The sequence below is a fragment of the Streptomyces sp. NBC_00557 genome (assembly GCF_036345995.1).
Classification (GTDB): Bacteria; Actinomycetota; Actinomycetes; order Streptomycetales; family Streptomycetaceae; genus Streptomyces.
Window position 1 is genome coordinate 7,129,780 of sequence record NZ_CP107796.1, and the last position, 17,137, is coordinate 7,146,916.

The 17,137-nt window shown below is 72.3% G+C and carries 17 protein-coding genes; 6 read left to right on the forward strand and 11 right to left on the reverse strand.

The annotated features are described in order from the left end of the window. Window positions 1–70: 70 nt before the first annotated feature. Both OG956_RS31510 and OG956_RS31515 read right to left on the reverse strand, forming a co-directional pair. Window positions 71–799, reverse strand: a complete 729-nt coding sequence (locus tag OG956_RS31510) for a type 1 glutamine amidotransferase (protein WP_103815672.1) — start codon at window positions 797–799, stop codon at window positions 71–73. Window positions 800–828: 29 nt separating this feature from the next. Beyond that, window positions 829–2,067 carry a MurT ligase domain-containing protein gene (locus OG956_RS31515; protein ID WP_330341402.1) on the reverse strand — a complete coding sequence of 413 codons (1,239 nt, stop codon included), beginning with the start codon at window positions 2,065–2,067 and terminating at the stop codon, window positions 829–831. Window positions 2,068–2,218: 151 nt separating this feature from the next. On the opposite strand from OG956_RS31515, the gene def reads away from it, so the two are divergent. Beyond that, entirely contained in the window at window positions 2,219–2,758 is a 540-nt protein-coding gene (gene def / locus OG956_RS31520; protein ID WP_330341403.1) for a peptide deformylase, read from the forward strand. 28 nt (window positions 2,759–2,786) lie between these two features. Here the strand turns inward: def and OG956_RS31525 are convergent, their stop codons facing one another. Next, window positions 2,787–3,431 (reverse strand): TetR family transcriptional regulator, encoded by a 645-nt coding sequence (locus OG956_RS31525; RefSeq protein ID WP_330341404.1) that lies wholly within the window; start codon window positions 3,429–3,431, stop codon window positions 2,787–2,789. Window positions 3,432–3,597: 166 nt separating this feature from the next. On the opposite strand from OG956_RS31525, the gene OG956_RS31530 reads away from it, so the two are divergent. Further along, window positions 3,598–4,824, forward strand: coding sequence for an acyl-CoA dehydrogenase family protein (locus OG956_RS31530; RefSeq protein ID WP_330341405.1), 1,227 nt, complete (start codon window positions 3,598–3,600; stop codon window positions 4,822–4,824). 43 nt (window positions 4,825–4,867) lie between these two features. Here OG956_RS31530 and OG956_RS31535 read toward each other — a convergent pair whose 3' ends face one another. From OG956_RS31535 to OG956_RS31570, 8 genes are all read right to left on the reverse strand, one after another. Continuing rightward, entirely contained in the window at window positions 4,868–5,389 is a 522-nt protein-coding gene (locus tag OG956_RS31535; protein WP_330341406.1) for a cupin domain-containing protein, read from the reverse strand. Between the two features lie 7 nt (window positions 5,390–5,396). Continuing rightward, a complete protein-coding gene (locus OG956_RS31540; protein WP_330341407.1) occupies window positions 5,397–6,611 on the reverse strand; it encodes a cytochrome P450 in 1,215 nt (404 codons plus the stop codon). 7 nt (window positions 6,612–6,618) lie between these two features. After that, window positions 6,619–7,680: a type III polyketide synthase gene (locus OG956_RS31545; protein WP_330341408.1), complete on the reverse strand. Its 1,062-nt coding sequence runs from the start codon at window positions 7,678–7,680 to the stop codon at window positions 6,619–6,621. 705 nt (window positions 7,681–8,385) lie between these two features. Then, complete coding sequence (locus OG956_RS31550) at window positions 8,386–8,619, reverse strand: DUF6213 family protein (protein WP_079048970.1); 234 nt, start codon at window positions 8,617–8,619, stop codon at window positions 8,386–8,388. Between the two features lie 26 nt (window positions 8,620–8,645). Continuing rightward, window positions 8,646–10,031, reverse strand: a complete 1,386-nt coding sequence (locus OG956_RS31555) for an NADP-dependent succinic semialdehyde dehydrogenase (RefSeq protein WP_330341409.1) — start codon at window positions 10,029–10,031, stop codon at window positions 8,646–8,648. Between the two features lie 73 nt (window positions 10,032–10,104). Continuing rightward, window positions 10,105–10,578, reverse strand: a complete 474-nt coding sequence (locus OG956_RS31560; RefSeq protein WP_330341410.1) for an NUDIX domain-containing protein — start codon at window positions 10,576–10,578, stop codon at window positions 10,105–10,107. Continuing rightward, window positions 10,575–12,113: an ATP-dependent DNA ligase gene (locus OG956_RS31565; RefSeq protein ID WP_330341411.1), complete on the reverse strand. Its 1,539-nt coding sequence runs from the start codon at window positions 12,111–12,113 to the stop codon at window positions 10,575–10,577. The genes OG956_RS31560 and OG956_RS31565 overlap by 4 nt, the downstream gene beginning before the upstream one ends. 29 nt (window positions 12,114–12,142) lie before the next feature. Beyond that, the gene (locus OG956_RS31570) at window positions 12,143–13,108 is read right to left on the reverse strand and encodes an NAD(P)/FAD-dependent oxidoreductase (protein WP_330341412.1); all 966 of its coding nucleotides are present in this window, start codon (window positions 13,106–13,108) and stop codon (window positions 12,143–12,145) included. Window positions 13,109–13,173: 65 nt separating this feature from the next. Between OG956_RS31570 and OG956_RS31575 the strand changes: the two genes are divergently transcribed. The 4 genes from OG956_RS31575 to OG956_RS31590 all read left to right on the forward strand — a co-directional run bounded on the left by OG956_RS31575 (window position 13,174) and on the right by OG956_RS31590 (window position 17,063). After that, window positions 13,174–13,749: a helix-turn-helix domain-containing protein gene (locus OG956_RS31575; RefSeq protein WP_330341413.1), complete on the forward strand. Its 576-nt coding sequence runs from the start codon at window positions 13,174–13,176 to the stop codon at window positions 13,747–13,749. A gap of 100 nt (window positions 13,750–13,849) precedes the next feature. Further along, complete coding sequence (locus OG956_RS31580) at window positions 13,850–14,815, forward strand: NADPH:quinone oxidoreductase family protein (protein WP_330341414.1); 966 nt, start codon at window positions 13,850–13,852, stop codon at window positions 14,813–14,815. After that, window positions 14,812–15,993 carry an acyl-CoA dehydrogenase family protein gene (locus OG956_RS31585; RefSeq protein WP_330341415.1) on the forward strand — a complete coding sequence of 394 codons (1,182 nt, stop codon included), beginning with the start codon at window positions 14,812–14,814 and terminating at the stop codon, window positions 15,991–15,993. Before OG956_RS31580 ends, OG956_RS31585 begins: the two co-directional genes overlap by 4 nt. Beyond that, the gene (locus OG956_RS31590; RefSeq protein ID WP_330341416.1) at window positions 15,990–17,063 is read left to right on the forward strand and encodes an acyl-CoA dehydrogenase family protein; all 1,074 of its coding nucleotides are present in this window, start codon (window positions 15,990–15,992) and stop codon (window positions 17,061–17,063) included. Before OG956_RS31585 ends, OG956_RS31590 begins: the two co-directional genes overlap by 4 nt. Window positions 17,064–17,137: the final 74 nt, after the last annotated feature.

The window sequence follows — 17,137 nt, forward strand, 5'->3', positions numbered from 1 at the left end:
TGTCAGGCGGGCCCGCCACAACCCTGCCGAAGTGCGCTGAGACGGCGCTGAGACGGTGCTGAAGCGGCGCTTACGCGGGCTGCTGAGCTGCGGCGATCCGCTCGTTGCGGAGCGCCTCGTACCAGCGGTCGTCGATCGGCGGCAGCGCGTTGACGTCGAGCGCCAGCTTCAGCAGCAGATCGGCGATCTGCGGGTTGCGGGCGAGGACCGGGCCGTGCATGTACGTGCCGAACACGGTCCCGTTGTACGCGCCCTCCGTGCCGTCCCCGGTGCCGTTGCCCTTGCCGATCTGCACCCGGGCGAAGGGGCGGGCGGTCGGGCCGAGGTGGGTGACGCCCTGGTGGTTCTCGAAGCCGGTCAGCTGGGGCAGCCCGAGCTGCGGGTCGATGTCGGCCAGCACGTCGCCGACGCACCGCTCGCCCTCGCCGCGCACGGACACCACGTCGAGCAGGCCGAGGCCCGGCTCGCGCTGGCCGAGGTCGTTGATGAACTCGTGGCCGAGGATCTGGTAGCCGGCGCAGACGGAGAAGACGATCGCGCCGTTCTCCACCGCCCGGTGCAGATGGCCGTCCCGGCGCAGCCGCTCGGCCGCGAGCCGCTGCGGCCGGTCCTCGCCGCCGCCGATCAGGTAGATGTCGCCGGAGGTCGGGATCGGCTGGTCGCTGCGCACGTCGAGCCGGGCCACGTCCAGGCCGCGCTGCCGCGCCCGCCGTTCCACGACGAGCGCGTTGCCCTGGTCGCCGTAGGTGCTCAGCAGGTCCGGGTAGATCCACACCAGCCGCAGTTGGTTGTCGCTCATGAGGTGATCGCCCTTCGAGGATCAGAAGATCAGTTGCCGACGCGGCGGCGCAGGTCCTGGAACGCGGTGTAGTTCGCGATGACCTCGATCCGGCCCGGCGGGCACATCTGCACGGCCTGGTCGAGGTTGTCGCAGACCTGGAAGTGCTGGTTCGCGACCTCCAGACGCACGGCGAGGTCCAGCTTCCGGTCGCCGATGACGAAGATCGGGTGGCCGGTCAGCCGGGTGTAGTCGACGTCCCACAGCCAGGAGGTGTCGGTGCCGTCGGCACCGCGCGCGTTCACGGACAGGATCACCGGGGCCGGCGGCGGGTCGATCAGCGAGAAGGTCTCCAGCCAGCCGGCCGGGTTCTTCGCCAGTAGCAGCCTGAGGTCGCGGTTCTGGAACTGCACGACGTCGTACCGTCCGGCGACCGCCTGCACCTGGTACATCCGCTCCAGGGCGACCTGCGGCGGCACCCCGAAGACGGCGGCGACGGCCGCGGAGGAGGCGGCGTTCGCCTTGTTGGCGCGGCCCGGCAGCTGCAGATGGATGGGCCAGGCCGAGCCGTGCGGGTCGAGGACGTGGTCGCCGGACAGCGCCCAGGTCGGCGTCGGCCGCCGGAACCCGCACTCGCCGCAGAACCAGTCGTCGCCGGGGCGCTGCATCACGCCGCCGCAGGACGGGCAGGACCAGGCGTCGTCCTTCCACATCTGCCCGGCCGCGACCCAGACCACGTTCGGCGACGAGGAGGCGGCCCACACCACCAGCGGGTCGTCGCAGTTGGCGACGATGACGGCCTTCGACCCGGCGAGACCCTCGCGCCAGTTCTCGGCGAGCATCCGGGTCTCGGCGGCGCGGTCGAGCTGGTCGCGGGAGAGGTTGAGCAGGGCGATGCACTTGGGGTCGGTGTCCCGGGCCACCCCGGCCAGGTACTTCTCGTCGACCTCGATGACACCGAACTTCGCGTCCGAGCCGCCCGCGAGCGCGGAGGTGATGCCGGCCGGCATGTTGGCGCCCAGCGCGTTCGACACCACCGGGCCCGCGGCGCGCAGCGCCTCGGCGATCAGCCGGGTGGTGGTGGTCTTGCCGTTGGTGGCGGACACCAGGACGACGTCCAGGTTCTGCGCGAGCCGGGCGAGGAGGTCGGGGTCGAGTTTCAGCGCGACCCGGCCACCGATCACCGACCCGCTGCCGCGTCCCGCGGCGCGCGATGCCGCAGCGACCGCCTTGCCCGCGGTCACGGCCAGCTTGGCCCGCGGCGTGAGCGGGTCCGAGTTGCCTGCCATCAGTTCTCGATCCTCCTTGCGTACGCGCCGCGCCTGGGGCCATCCGGCAGCGTGGTGTGGCCTCAGCCTATCGAGATCCGAATCCACACCCGAATCCCGGCCCACGCCTTGAGCGGCGGACATGGGCGATACGAACCGTACCCTTGCCGCCATGCGACACCGTTCCATTCAGGGCGCCCACGGGCGCGTCCGGCCCCTCACCCTGCTCGGCGACGCGGCTTTGCGCGAACAATGCCGGGAAGTCACCGGATTCGGGCCCGAGCTGGCGGCCCTCGTGGAGGACCTGTTCGCCACGATGTACGCGGCGCAGGGGGTCGGCCTGGCGGCGAATCAGGTGGGAGTGCCGCTGCGGGTGTTCGTGTACGACTGCCCGGACGACGAGGACGTCCGGCATCTCGGGCATGTGGTGAACCCCCGTCTCGTGGAGGCCGGCGGCGTGGTCGTCCGGGGACCCGAGGGCTGCCTGTCCCTGCCGGGCCTGGAGGCGGGCACCGAGCGCTACGACCGTGCGGTGGTCGAGGGTTTCACGGTGACGGGGGAGCCGGTCGTGATCGAGGGCACGGGGTTCTTCGCACGGTGTCTGCAGCACGAGTGGGACCACGTGGAGGGCCGGGTGTACGCGGACCGCCTGACGGGCCGGCGCAAGCGCAGACTGGCCCGGCAGATCGAGCGGGCTGCATGGCGCCGGTGAGGGCGGCGCCGCACCCGGCGGACCACCCTCAGAACCCCGGGCCTCCCATCCTGTCGCCCGCGGCCGCGAGCCGCCCCCACAGCAGATCGGCGAGGGAGCGCACCAACTCGGCCCGCGAGCACGGCCGTTCGCCGAGCCACCAGTCACCCGCGGCGTGCATCATCCCGACGATCCCGTGGCCCCACACCCGGGCCAGCTGCTGGCTCTCCGGGCCGAGATCCACCCGCTCCTCGATGACCTGGGCCAGCTCCTCGCCCATGCGCCGCAGCAGCGGCGCCGAGTGCTTGCCGACGTCGAAGCCCTGGTCCCCGCTCCCGCTGCCCTCCGCCGGATGCATCAGGAACCGGTACACCTGGGGACGTGCCTCGATCGCGGCGAGATAGGTGTCCAGCGTGGACTCCACCCGCTCCCGCCGGTCCGCCGGGGCGTCCAGCGCCGCCCGCAGCGAGTCGAGCAGTGCGTCGGTGTGCCGCTTGGCCAGCGCGGCGTACAGGCCGCCCTTGTCGCCGAAGTGGCGGTAGAGGATCGGCTTGGTGATGCCGGCCTCCGCGGCGATGGCGTTCATCGAGGCCTGCGGACCGTCGCGGAGCACCACCCGGTCGGCGGCCTCCAGCAGCTCGCGCCGTCGGCGGTCGGCGGACCGCTGCTGGTCGGTCCGCTGTGTGGTGTCCATGTGCTCTCCCCACCCATGCTGATTCGGTGACGCCTGCGCAAACTAACACTGACCACGCCCCTGACATCGAACGGGATGCCGAGGTCGTCACCGGTTGACTTTTCCTACCGGTCAGTAACAGACTCGCGTTACCGCTAGTAACATCGGATCCGCCGCTGGAGGGGACATGGCCGAGTTCACCATGGAGCTGAACGACGAGCAGAAGGAAGTCCGGGACTGGCTCCATGGCTTCGCCGCCGACGTGATCCGCCCCGCGGCCGCCGAGTGGGACGAGCGCGAGGAGACCCCCTGGCCGGTCATCCAGGAGGCCGCGAAGGTCGGCATCTACTCCCTGGACTTCTACGCGCAGCAGTACTTCGACCCCACCGGCCTCGGCATCCCGATGGCCATGGAGGAGCTGTTCTGGGGCGACGCCGGCATCGCCCTGTCCATCGTCGGTACCGGCCTCGCCGCGGTCGGCGTCCTCGCCAACGGCACCGAGGAGCAGATCGGCACCTGGATCCCGCAGATGTACGGCGACGTCGACGACGTCAAGGTCGCCGCCTTCTGCTCCTCCGAGCCCGACGCCGGCTCCGACGTCGCCTCCATGCGCACGCGTGCCGTGTACGACGAGGCCAAGGACGAGTGGGTGATCAACGGCACGAAGACCTGGGCCACCAACGGCGGCATCGCCAACGTCCACGTCGTCGTCGCCAGCGTCGACCCCGAGCTGGGCTCCAAGGGCCACGCCTCCTTCATCGTCCCGCCCGGCACGCCGGGCCTGGCCCAGGGCCAGAAGTTCAAGAAGCACGGCATCCGCGCCTCGCACACCGCCGAGGTCATCCTCGACAACGTGCGCGTCCCCGGCTCCTGCCTGCTCGGCGGCAAGGAGAAACTGGACGAGCGGCTCGCCCGGGCCCGCGAGAAGGCCGCGAAGGGCGGCGAGAGGGTGAAGAACGCCGCGATGGCCACCTTCGAGGCGTCCCGCCCGGCCGTGGGCGCGATGGCGGTCGGCACCGCCCGGGCCGCGTACGAGGTCGCCCTCGACTACGCGAAGACCCGCGAGCAGTTCGGGCGCCCGATCATCGACAACCAGGGCGTAGCCTTCCAGCTGGCCGACATGCGCACCCAGATCGACGCCGCCCGGCTGCTGGTGTGGCGGGCGTCCTGGATGGCGGTCAACGGCAAGCCGTTCACCGCGGCCGAGGGCTCCATGTCGAAGCTGTTCGCCAGTGAGACGGCCAAGAAGGTCACCGCCCAGGCGATCCAGATCCTCGGCGGCAACGGCTACACCCGGGAGTACCCCGTCGAGCGCATGCACCGGGACAGCGCGATCTACACGATCTTCGAGGGCACGAGCGAGATCCAGCGCCTGGTCATCGCCCGCACCCTCTCGGGGATGCCGATCCGCTAGGTCCCGCCGTCGGACTCCCGCCGTCCGCCCTTGGCGACAGGGTTTAACGGTGCCTGAGCGGCGTCAGCTGTTCGATGTCGTACTTGGCCCGCAGCGCCTCGATCGCCTCCTGGTCGGGCGGGCCGCCGTTGCCGAGGATCTCCAGCAGCTCCTCGAAGTAGCGTTCGTGATCCGGTGGCGGACTCGCCTGGAAGAACATCTTCGCGGGCGTGTCCGTCGGATTCGCGAACGCGTGCGGGCACCCTGGAGGGACGACGATCACCGTGCCCGGAGTGGCCCGCACCACCCGGCTGCCCGAGGGCGACTCCCAGTTCCGCCAGTTGTCGGGGGTGCGGATGCGCGGCTCGAAGGCGAGGACGTCCAGTTCGCCCTCCAGGACGTAGAACAGCTCCTCGCTGCGCGTGTGCAGATGGGCGCCCACGTCGAAGCCCGGCGGGACCTCCACCTCGAAGGTGGAGGCCATCCGCGAATGCGTGCCGGTGACCTTGAACGTCACCCGCTGGGCCGGCGTCTCCACGACACGGCCGTGGCCCGGCGGTACGTACAGTCCCTCGGTCCAGGTCATGGGCTGCTCACCAGGTCACCGGAAGCGCCTCGGGACCCCGGATCAGCGCACCCTTCCTGAAGGGCACCCGCTCCGGCGGCACGGACAGCCGCAGTCCGGGGATCCGGTCCAGCAGGGTGTCCACGAGCAGCTCCTGCTCCAGCCGGGCCAGCTGGCCGCCGGGGCAGTAGTGGGGGCCGAAACCGAACGACACGTGCGGGTTCGGGCTGCGGGAGAAGTCGATCGTCTCCGGGTCGGCGAAGACGTCCGGGTCGCGGTTGGCGGCCAGGTACGACACGTACACCGGGTCGCCGGCGCGGATCCGGTGGCCCCGGATCTCCACGTCCTCCAGCGCGATCCGGGACAGGCCGACCGCGTTGCGGTGCGGGATGTAGCGCAGCAGCTCGTCGATCGCCCGCGGGCGGATCTCCGGCTCCGCGCGCAGCCGCTCCACCAGGTCGGGGCGGGTGAGCAGCAGATAGAACATCTGCCCGCTGTTGTTGGTGACCGCCTCGCCGCCGATCTGCAGCAGGCCGGCCAGCCCGACGGCCTCGTCGAGCGTCACCTCGCCCCGGCCCACCGCGGCGCCGAGCAGGGAGGCGACGTCCTCGCCCGTGCTGTTCTCGCGCAGGCCGATCAGGTCCGAGAAGTACGCGGCCATCTCCCGCTTGGCCTTCTCGCTGACCTCCTTGCCGTTCGAGGAGGACAGGATGAGCTGGGTCCAGGTGTGCATGGTGTGCCGGTCGGCGGCCGGGACGCCCATGATCTCGCAGATCACCGCGATCGGGAACGGGCTGAGCACCGCACTTGTGAGATCGGCGGGCGGGCCGTCCTGCAGGAGTTCGTCGACCAGCTCGTCGAGCATGACGCGCGCCTTCTCGCGCACCCGCTCCACACCCTTCGCGGTGAACGCGGCCGCCACCGAGCGGCGCAGCCGGGTGTGGTCGGGCGGGTCGAGGAAGCCGACCGCGCCGGGATCCGGGATGAAGTGCGGGGCCAGCCGGGTGACCGGCTTCGCCATCACCGCCTCCCGGCTGAACCGCGGGTCGTTGGTCACCATCCGCACGTCGTCGTACCGGGTCACCAGCCACGCCCAGCCCTCGCCGTTGGGCAGCTGGATGCGGGTGACCGGTCCCTCCTCCATCAGCTCTCTGAGCACCGGGTCGAAGTCCGTCCCGCTCAGGTCGAGCGCCGGCCAGTGCCGGATGGGGGGCAGGGTCTCGGTGAGCGTCTCTTCGGTCATGCCGTACTCACGCCGTCTCTCGGTCGGTGCGCCAGCGGCCCAGCGCCATTTCCGCGGTGATGCCGGGTCCGAACCCGGCGAGGAGCCCGCGCGCCCCGTGCTCGGCGCCGCCCTCGTCGAACATCCGGCGCAGCGCGTCCAGCACGACGCCGGAGGCGATGTTGCCGTACTCGGTGAGGGTCGACCGGCTGAACCGGAACGCGTGCGGGTCGACGTGCAGGAACTTGCTCAGGTCGTCGAGGATGCGGGGCCCGCCGGCGTGGACGATGTAGAAGTCCAGTTCGGAGGCGTCCCAGCCGTGCGTCCCGGCGAGGTCCTGCAGGGCCGGGGCCAGCGGCTCCATGGTGGTGGGCACCCGCTTGTCGAGCAGGAAGTGGAAGCCCGTCGCCCGGACGTCGTAACTGATCCAGTCCTCGGTCTTGGGGATCAGGTACGAGCCGTTGCGCTCGAGCTCGATGCCGGTGCCGCCCCTGCCGCGGACCACGGCGGAGGCTATGCCGTCGCCGAACAGGCCGTTGGAGAGCAGCGAGCCGACGCCGAGGTCGGTGGGCTGGTAGCACAGCGAGCAGAACTCGCAGGCCACGATGAGCGCGTTGGCCTCGGGGTAGGACGTGCAGAAGTCGTGCGCGCGGTTGATCGCCGCGCCGCCTGCCGCACAGCCCAGCTGGGCTACGGGAAGTTGCCTGGTGGTGGGGTCGAAGTCCATCTCGTTGATCAGCCACGCCGTGAGCGAGGGCATCATGAAGCCCGTGCACGAGACGTAGATGATCATGTCGATGTCGGTGGTGAGGAGTTCCGCGTCGTCGAGGGCACGCTGGATCACCGCGGGGACCCGCGCCTTGGCCTCGGCCTCGTAGAGCTTGTTGCGTTCCTCGAAGCCCGGGTGCTTCAGGGTCTCCTCGATGGGCTGCACGATGTGCCGGGTCTTGACACCCGTGTTCTCTATGAGCCGCAGTGCGAGGGGCAGTTGGGGGTGGTCCGCGTGGCGGGAGCGCGCCAGCTCCAGCGTCTCCTCCATCGTGATCACGTGTTCCGGAACCGATACCGAGGGTCTGCACAAAGTCGCCATGAACCGTGCCTGCTTTCAGCCTTCCGGAAGGCCTGCGCCCGCCGGTCAGAGGGTCGTTCACCTCAGGGGGTGTCCACCCACGATCACTCGGTACGGCGGCGATCTCGCGCCGAACTACTCCAGATCGGGGACGGGGCATCAGGACCGGGTGGGAACCGGCGTGTGCGCGGCAGGGAGAACACCATGACGGCATCGGCCAGGACCTGCTGGTGGCGGCCACCGGGGCACTCATCCCCGACCCGGGCGGCAACCCCTTCGTCCCCCGGCTGGAACGCGGCGAGACCCCCGCGAGGCCCTCGCCCGTCTGGCCCTGGAACAGCAGTGGGTGATCCCCGCCGACCGCCGCTCCTTCGCCCACCTGGCCGGGCGCTCCGATCCCGCGTCCGCCGCGTTCTTCACCACGCTCGCCACCGGCAGGACCTGGCGGCACGGCACCTGACCGCCTGCGCCCGGGCCTGCGGCGTGAGCGAGGACGACTGCCGCACGTACGTCCCCCGGGCGGGCTGCCAGGCCTGCCCCGCCTACGTCTCCTGGCCGGCCCTCAACGCGCCCCGGCGGAGGCGGTCCCCCTCACCGTGAACCTCGCCGCCTGGGGCGGCACCTGCGCCCGCTTCGCGACGGCCCTGCGCACCCGGCCGGAAACGGCGCACACACCTGCGGAAGCCTGCTGCAGGCGTACGAGGCGATGTTCTGGACGTCGTTGGGCTAGGGCGCCCCGCTGCTGTGCGCGATGCAGGCCACGTCGATACGGTCGGCCAGCTTGGCCAGCTCGATGGTCAGCGCGGCGACCGTGTCCTCGTCCAGACCCTGCTCCCCGGCCTCGACGAGCCGCAGCCACCGACCGCCCACGGTCCGCAGCAGCTTACTCACGTCCGCCGCCGCCACCTGCAGGGTCCCGCGGTCGTCGACGATCAGAGGCAGGGTCACTTCGCGGTTCACAAAAGGGGATGGTAGCCGCGCAGCGCTCACGCACCCTGCCAAACCGTGGTGATGTTGCAGAACTCGCGGATTCCGTGCCCGGACAGCTCACGCCCGTACCCGGACCGCTTGACCCCGCCGAACGGGAACGCCGGATGGGAGGCGGTCATCCCGTTGACGTACACGGACCCGGCCTCCAGATCGCGGGTGAACCGCTCCACCTCGCCGTCGTCGCGCGTCCACACGTTGGAACTCAGCCCGAAGGGCGAGTCGTTGGCGATGAGCAGCGCCTCCTCCAGATCGCCGGCCCGGTACAGCGTGGCGACCGGCCCGAACGCCTCCTCCCGGTGGATGCGCATCTCCCGCGTGATCCCGGCGAGCACGGTCGGCGGGTAGTACCAGCCCGGCCCGTCCGGCCGCCGGCCGCCGCACAGCACCTCGGCCCCGCCGCGCCGCGCGTCGTCGACCAGCTCCTCCAGGTCCTCGCGTCCCCGCTCGCTGGACAGCGGTCCGACGTCGGTGTCCTCCTCCAGCGGGTCGCCGACCTTGAGCGCCTTCATCCCGGCGACGAACTTCTCGGCGAAGGCGTCGTAGACGTCGCCGTGCACGATGAACCGCTTGGCGGCGATGCAGGACTGCCCGTTGTTCTGCACACGCGCGGTGACCGCGACCTCGGCCGCCCGGTCCAGGTCCGCGGAGGGCATGACCACGTACGGGTCGCTGCCGCCCAGCTCCAGCACCGTCTTCTTGATCATCTCGCCGCAGGTGGAGGCCACCGCCCGGCCCGCCGGCTCGCTGCCGGTGAGCGTCGCCGCCTTGACCCGCTCGTCGCGCAGGATGTCGTCCACCGCGCCCGAGCCGATCAGCAGCGTCTGGAAGCAGCCCTCCGTGAAGCCCGCCCGGTGGAACAGGTCCTCCAGGTACAGGGCCGTCTGCGGCACGTTGGAGGCGTGCTTGAGCAGGCCCACGTTGCCGGCCATGAGCGCCGGCGCGGCGAACCGGACCACCTGCCACAGCGGGAAGTTCCAGGGCATCACCGCGAGCACGGGACCGAGCGGCCGGTACCGCACCCGGACCCGGGACGCGCCGGAGTCGCGCACGTCGGCCTCGGCGGGCTCCTCGTCGGCGAGCAGCCCCTCGGCGCGCTCGGCGTACCAGCGCATCGCCTTGGCGCACTTCGCGGCCTCCGCCCGCGCCTGCCTGATCGGCTTGCCCATCTCCGTGGTCATGACACGCGCGATCTCCTGCCGGTCCTCGTCCAGCAGCTCGGCGGCCCTGTTCATCAGCCGGGCACGGTCGGCGAACGTGGTCGTCCGGTAGGTGCGGAACGTGGCCTCGGCGAGCTGGAGCCGGCGTTCCAGCTCCTCCTCGCCCATGGGCTCGTACGTCTTGAGCGTCTCGCCGTTCGCCGGGTTCACCGTCGCGATGGGCATGGCTGACCTCCCTGGGAGCGGGCTTGCTTCACCTTCGCGCGCGGTACGGCCGTCCGCAACGCGTGGCATCCCTTCAGGCCGAGTGCTCCGCCAGCCGGTCGAGAAACGCGGCCTGCGCTGTGATGATCAGCTCGCGGGCCCGCTCCAGGCCGAGCCACTCCACGCGGTCCAGTTCCGGGAACTCCCGCATCCGGCCGGAGCGCGGCGGCCACTCCAGGGTGAAGGTGCCGGGGCGGAAGCCGCTCAGGTCCGGGTCCGCCTCGACGGCCCACGCCGTGACGATCTTGCCGTTCCGCTGCGCGACCTCGCCCAGCGGTACGGCCTCCCCGTCGGGCGGCGCCAGCCCCAGCTCCTCCCGGAACTCGCGCCGGGCGGCCTCCCAGGCGGGCTCGCCGGGGTCGTACTCGCCCTTGGGGACCGTCCACGCCCCGGCGTCCTTCCTCGCCCAGAGCGGACCACCCATATGGCCGAGCAGCACCTGAAGGCCCTCGTCGGTGTGCCGGAACAGCAGCAGTCCCGCGCTGCGCTTCGTCGTACGCACCGTCACGGCGTGACCTCCGGGTGGGCCGCCAGCAGGGCTTCCACGGTATCGGCCTCCTCGGGCCGCTTGTCCTCGCGGTAGCGGACCACCCTGGCGAAGCGCAGGGTGACGCCGGCCGGGTAGCGCGGGGAACGCTGCAGGCCGTCGTAGGCGATCTCCACGACGAGTTCCGGGCGCACCCGGACCACCCAGCCGTCGTCCTCGACGGCCAGCTCCCGCAGCCGCTCGGTCTGCCAGGCGAGCATCGCGTCCGTCATGCCCTTGAAGGTCTTGCCGAGCATGGCGAAGCCGCCGTCCGCGGTGCGGGCGCCCAGGTGGAGGTTGGACAGCCTGCCCGTGCGCCGGCCGTGGCCCCACTCGGCGGCCAGCACCACCAGGTCGAGGGTGTGCACCGGCTTGACCTTCAGCCAGGCGGCGCCGCGCCGGCCCGCGCTGTAGGGCGCGTCCAGCGCCTTGACCACCACGCCCTCGTGACCGCGGGCCAGGGTCTCGGCGAGGAACCGCTCCGCCTCCGGGATGCCGGCCGGGCCGGAGGCGACCGTGCGCCGCACCCGCATCGGCTCGGGCACCAGCCGGGCCAGCTCGGCGTGCCGCTCGGCGAACGGCAGGTCCAGCAGATCGGTGCCGTCGACCGAGAGGACGTCGAAGAAGACGGGGGAGACCGGGGTCTCCTCGGCGGCCCTCGCCACGTCCGTCCGCGAGCCGACCCGGCCCGCCGTCTCCTGGAAGGACCTCGGCCGCCCGGCCGCGTCGAAGGAGATCACCTCGCCGTCCAGGATGAACCGCTCGCCCCGCAACTGTCTTGCGGCGGCGATCACTTCGGGCAGCCGGCCGGTGATGTCGTCCAGGGTGCGGGTGTGCACGCGGACCGTGTCGCCGTCCCGGTGGACCTGTACCCGGATCCCGTCCAGCTTCTCCTCCACCGCGCAGGCGCCCAGCTTCTCCACCGCCTCGGCGACCGAGGACGCGCTGTGCGCCAGCATCGGCAGCACCGGCCGGCCCACGGTGAGCCGGAACCGCTCCAGCGCCCCGGGTCCCTCCGCGAGCAGGGCCTGGGCGACCGTCTGCAGCGACCCGGCGAGCATCACCGCCCGGCGTACGGCGGCCGGGTCGGCGCCGGTCGCCTGGGCGAGGCCCTCCACCGCGACCGCGTCCAGGGCGCCCTGCCGTACCTCGCCGGTGAGCAGCCCCCGCAGAAAGCGCTGCTCCTCTTCCGTGGCGGCGCCCATCAGCTCGCCGACGAGCCGGACCCGCTCGGCCTGCGAGCCCGGTCCGGACACCTTGCCCAGCCCGGTGAGCAGCGCGTCGACCTCGCGGACCGTGAGGGCGGGCTCGGCGGCCGGCGGCACCGGGCGGCTCAGCACCTTCCAGCCGACGCCGAGCCGGCCCTGCGGCAGCCGCCCGGCCAGGTAGGGGATGACGATCGGCACGTCGTCCGCCTCCGCCTCCCGGAACAGCTCCGCGAGCAGCGCGGTCTTGCGGGACCGGGCCGCCGTCGCGGCGACGTCTCGTGACACCTGGGCGAGCCGGGACAGCAGCATGCCCCCAGAGTGCACCGGGGGAGCACGGTCTACACCCGGACCCCGGCGTCCAGGTCCGCCATCAGCAGCTCCCCGTTGATCGCCGCCCCCGCCCGGTAACCCCGGCTCGCCGCGTTGATCACCTGCTCGGCGAAGCCGCTCGCGTTGCCCGCGGCCCAGAGGCCCGGCACGGTCGTCAGGCCGCGCTCGTCGATCACCGGGTACGCGCCGAACGGGGTCTCGCGCAGCTCGGCGCCCAGCCGCAGGAGCAGCTCGTTGTTCGGTACGGCGCGCGGGGCGGCGTACAGCACCTCGCGGTCGTGGACCGTGCCTCCCCCAGAGGGGGTACCCCCAGCGAGCCGGACCCCGGTGAGCCGGTCGTCGGTGACGACGAGTTCCGCGACCTTGCCCGGGACGACCGCGACCCCGGCGGCGGCCAGCCGGCGCAGGTCGTCGTCCGTCAGTTCCGATTCGCCGACCTCGTGCAGGAAGAGCCGCACGTCCTTGGACCACTGCGTGACCATGAGCGCCTGGTGGACGCTCAGCGGCGAGGCCGCGAGCACGCCGGTCGGCAGATCGCGGGCCTCCCAGCCGTGGCAGTACGGGCAGTGGATCACGTCCCGGCCGAACCGCTCGGCCAGCCCCGGCAGGTCCGGCAGCACGTCCTTCAGGCCCGTGGCGATCACCAGCTGCCGGGCCCGCACCGACCGCCCGCCGGCCAGATCCGCCGTGAAGTCTTCGCCGTTCCGTGCGGCGTCCACGACCCGGTCCCGGACCAGCTCCACGCCGTACCGGGCGATCTCCTCGCGCCCGACGGCCAGGAACTCGGCCGGTGACATGCCGTCGCGGGAGAGATAGCCCTGCATGTGCGCGGACGGCGCGTTGCGCGGCTCGCCCGCGTCGACGACGAGTGTGCGGCGCCGGGCCCGGCCGAGGACCAGCGCGGCGGACAGCCCGGCGGGCCCACCGCCGACGACGACCACGTCGTACCTGTTGCTCTCGGTGTTCTCGCTCATGGCAACGACGGTCGCTCCGAGGCTGCCGCATTGACAAACGTATTTGCCGATTCTGCAATGGGGACATGAGCACAGACGACGTACTGGCGGAAGTGGGCCCGCGGCTGCGGCGCATCCGCAAGGAACGGGAGGTGACGCTGGCCGCCCTGTCCGAGGCCACCGGCATCTCCGTCAGCACCCTGTCCCGGCTGGAGTCCGGCCTGCGCAGGCCCAGCCTCGAACTGCTGCTGCCGATCGCGCAGGCCCACCAGGTGCCGCTGGACGAACTGGTCGGCGCGCCGCCGGTGGGGGACCCGCGGGTGCGGTCCAAGCCGATCGTCCGCGGCGGGCGCACCCACTGGCCGCTGACCCGCCAGCCCGGCGGCCTGCAGGCCTTCAAGGTGCTGGAGCCGCAGCGCAGGCTCGAGCCGGAGCCGCGCACGCACGAGGGCTACGAGTGGCTGTACGTGCTCTCCGGCCGGCTGCGGCTGGTCCTCGGCGAGCACGACGTGGCGCTGACGGCGGGGGAGGCGGCCGAGTTCGACACGCGCGTGCCGCACTGGTTCGGGTCGACGGGGGAGGGGCCGGTGGAGTTCCTCAGCCTGTTCGGGCCGCAGGGCGAGCGGATGCACGTCCGGGCCCGGCCGGCGTCCCGGACGTGATGCCGTGCACGTGACCGGGCCGGCTGTTCCCTCATCGGCAAGCGACCGCTTAGTATGCGAGCGGACCCGGTCAGACGAAGCAGTCCCGTGGAGGCCCCGCATGCAGGCATGGCAAGTGCACGAGAACGGCGAGCCGAGCGAGGTGATGCGCCTTGCGGACGTGGAGCCGCCCACGCCCGCGGACGGCCAGGTGCGCCTGCGCGTGCGGGCCGCCAACGTCAACTTCCCGGACGCGCTGCTGTGCCGCGGCCAGTACCAGGTGCGTCCGCCGCTGCCGTTCACGCCCGGCGTGGAGATCTGCGGTGAGACCGAGGACGGCCGCCGGGTGATCGCCAATCCCGCGCTGCCGTACGGCGGCTTCGCCGAGTACGCCCTCGCCGACGCCCGCGCCCTGCTGCCCGCGCCCGAGGCGCTGGACGACGCCGAGGCCGCCGCGCTGCACATCGGCTACCAGACCGGCTGGTTCGGCCTGCACCGCCGGGCCCGTCTGGAGGCGGGGGAGACCCTGCTCGTGCACGCCGCGGCCGGAGGCGTCGGCAGCGCCGCCGTCCAGCTCGGCAAGGCGGCCGGTGCCACCGTGATCGGTGTCGTCGGGGGCGCCGAGAAGGCCGCCGTGGCCCGCGGGCTGGGCTGCGACGTGGTGGTCGACCGCCGCTCCGAGGACGTGATCGCGGCCGTCAAGGAGGCCACCGGCGGCCGCGGCGCGGACGTGATCTACGACCCGGTGGGCGGCGACGCCTACGCCCAGTCCGCCAAGCTCGTCGCCTTCGAGGGCCGGATCGTCGTCGTCGGCTTCGCGAGCGGCACCATCCCCAGCCCGGCCCTCAACCACGCGCTGGTGAAGAACTACTCGATCCTGGGCCTGCACTGGGGCCTGTACAACACCAAGAACCCCAAGCTGGTGCTGCGCTGCCACGAGGAGCTGACCGAACTGGCCGCCCGGGGCGCGATCAAACCGCTGGTGAGCGAGCGGGTGCCGCTCGCGGAGGCCGCCGCGGCCGTGCAGAAGGTGGCGGACGGCCGCTCCACCGGCCGGATCGCCGTGGTGATGGAGGGAGCAGCATGACCGACGCCGAGGAACTGCGCCGCCGCACAAGGGAGTTGCTTGCCGCGCACCCGCCCGCCGACACCGACCGGCTGGAGTTCCTGCGCGCCCGCTTCGACGCCGGCCTCGCCTGGGTGCACTACCCGGAGGGGCTCGGCGGACTGGGCGCCCCGCGCTCGCTGCAGGCCGTCGTGGACGCCGAGCTGGAATCCGCCGGCGCCCCCGACAACGACTCGCGCCGCAACGGCATCGGGCTCGGCATGGCCGCGCCGACCATCCTCAAGTACGGCACCGAGGAGCAGAAGCAGCGCTATCTGCGCCCGCTGTGGACGGGGGAGGAGGTCTGGTGCCAGCTGTTCAGCGAGCCCGGCGCCGGCTCGGACCTGGCCGCGCTGGGAACTCGGGCCGTGCGCGAGGACGACGCGTGGGTCGTCAACGGGCAGAAGGTGTGGACGTCCGGCGCGCACAACGCCCGCTGGGCCATCCTCATCGCCCGCACCGATCCGAACGTGCCCAAGCACGCGGGCATCACCTACTTCATCTGCGACATGACCGACCCGGGCGTCGAGGTCCGGCCGCTGCGCCAGATCACCGGCGAGGCCGAGTTCAACGAGGTCTTCCTCACCGACGTCCGCATCCCCGACTCCCGCCGCCTCGGCGAGACCGGCGACGGCTGGCGGGTCGCGCAGACCACGCTGAACAACGAGCGCGTCGCCATCGGCGGCATGCGGCTGCCCCGCGAGGGCGGCATGATCGGCCCGGTCGCCACCACCTGGCGCGAGCGCCCCGAGCTGCGCACCCACGACCTGCACCAGCGGCTGCTGAAGCTGTGGGTGGAGGCCGAGGTCGCCCGGCTCACCGGCGAACGCCTGCGCCAGCAGCTCGCCGTCGGCCAGCCCGGCCCCGAGGGCGCCGGCATGAAGCTCGCCTTCGCCCGCCTCAACCAGGAGATCAGCGGCCTGGAGGTCGAACTCCGCGGCGAGGAGGGCCTGCTGTACGACGACTGGACCATGCGCCGCCCCGAGCTGGTCGACTTCACCGGCCGTGACGCCGGCTACCGCTATCTGCGCTCCAAGGGCAACAGCATCGAGGGCGGGACCAGCGAGGTCCTGCTGAACATCGTCGCCGAGCGCGTCCTCGGCCTGCCCGCCGAGCCGCGCACCGACAAGGACGTCGCCTGGAAGGACCTCGCCCGATGACCGACCTGCTGTACTCGGAGGAGGAAGAGGCGCTGCGGGCCGCCGTACGCGACCTGCTCATGGACCACTGCTCCGCGGCGGACGTCCTCGCCCGCATCGAGTCGGACACCCCGCACGACCTCGCCCTGTGGAAGTCCCTCACCGAGGGCATGGGCCTGGCCGGACTCCTGGTGCCCGAGGAGCAGGGCGGCCAGGGCGCCTCCGCCCGCGAAGTCGCCGTCGTCCTGGAGGAGCTGGGCCGGGCCGTCGCCCCCGTGCCGTACCTCACCAGCGCGGTCGTGGCCACCGAGGCCCTGCTGGCCTGCGGGGACGATGAACTGCTCGGACAGCTGGCCGCCGGGCGCACCATCGGCGCCCTCGCCGTCGGCCTGCACACCGCCCCGGGCGCCGCCGTCAGGACCGTACGGCTGGAGGACGGCGCGCTGCACGGGGAGCTGACCGGCATCGCCGACGCGGCCGTGGCCGACGTCCTGCTCGTCCCGGCCGACGACGGCGGCCTGTACGCGGTGGCCGCGAACGCCGTCACGGTCGTCCCGCAGACCTCCCTCGACCTGACCCGGCCGCTGGCGACCCTGCGCCTGGAGGGTGCGCCCGGCCGCCGCGTCGGCGACGCCGAACCCGCCGTACGACGCGCCCTGCGGGCCGCCGCCGGACTGCTCGCCTCCGAGCAACTCGGCGTCGCCGACTGGGCGTTGACCGAGACGGTGCGCTATCTGAAGGAGCGCAAGCAGTTCAACCGGCCGGTCGGCGGCTTCCAGGCGCTCAAGCACCGGCTCGCCCAGCTGTGGCTGGAGGTCGTCAGCCTCCGCGCCGCCGCCCGCGCCGCGGCGGACGCGCTGGCCACCGGCGAGGACACGGACGTCTCGGTCGCCGTCGCCCAGGCCTACGCCGCTCCCGTCGCCGTGCACGCCGCCGAGGAGGCGCTGCAACTGCACGGCGGCATCGGGATGACCTGGGAACATCCGATCCACCTGTATCTGAAGCGCGCCAAGGCCGACTCGATCGCCCACGGCACGGCGGGAGCGCACCGGGAGGCGCTGGCCGCACTGGTCGACCTCCAGGCGCCCTGACACCGGACGTGTGAAGCCCGCCCCGCCCTGGGCGGGCTTTTCCACGCCCTTGCACCGAGAGGTGAACAACGCGC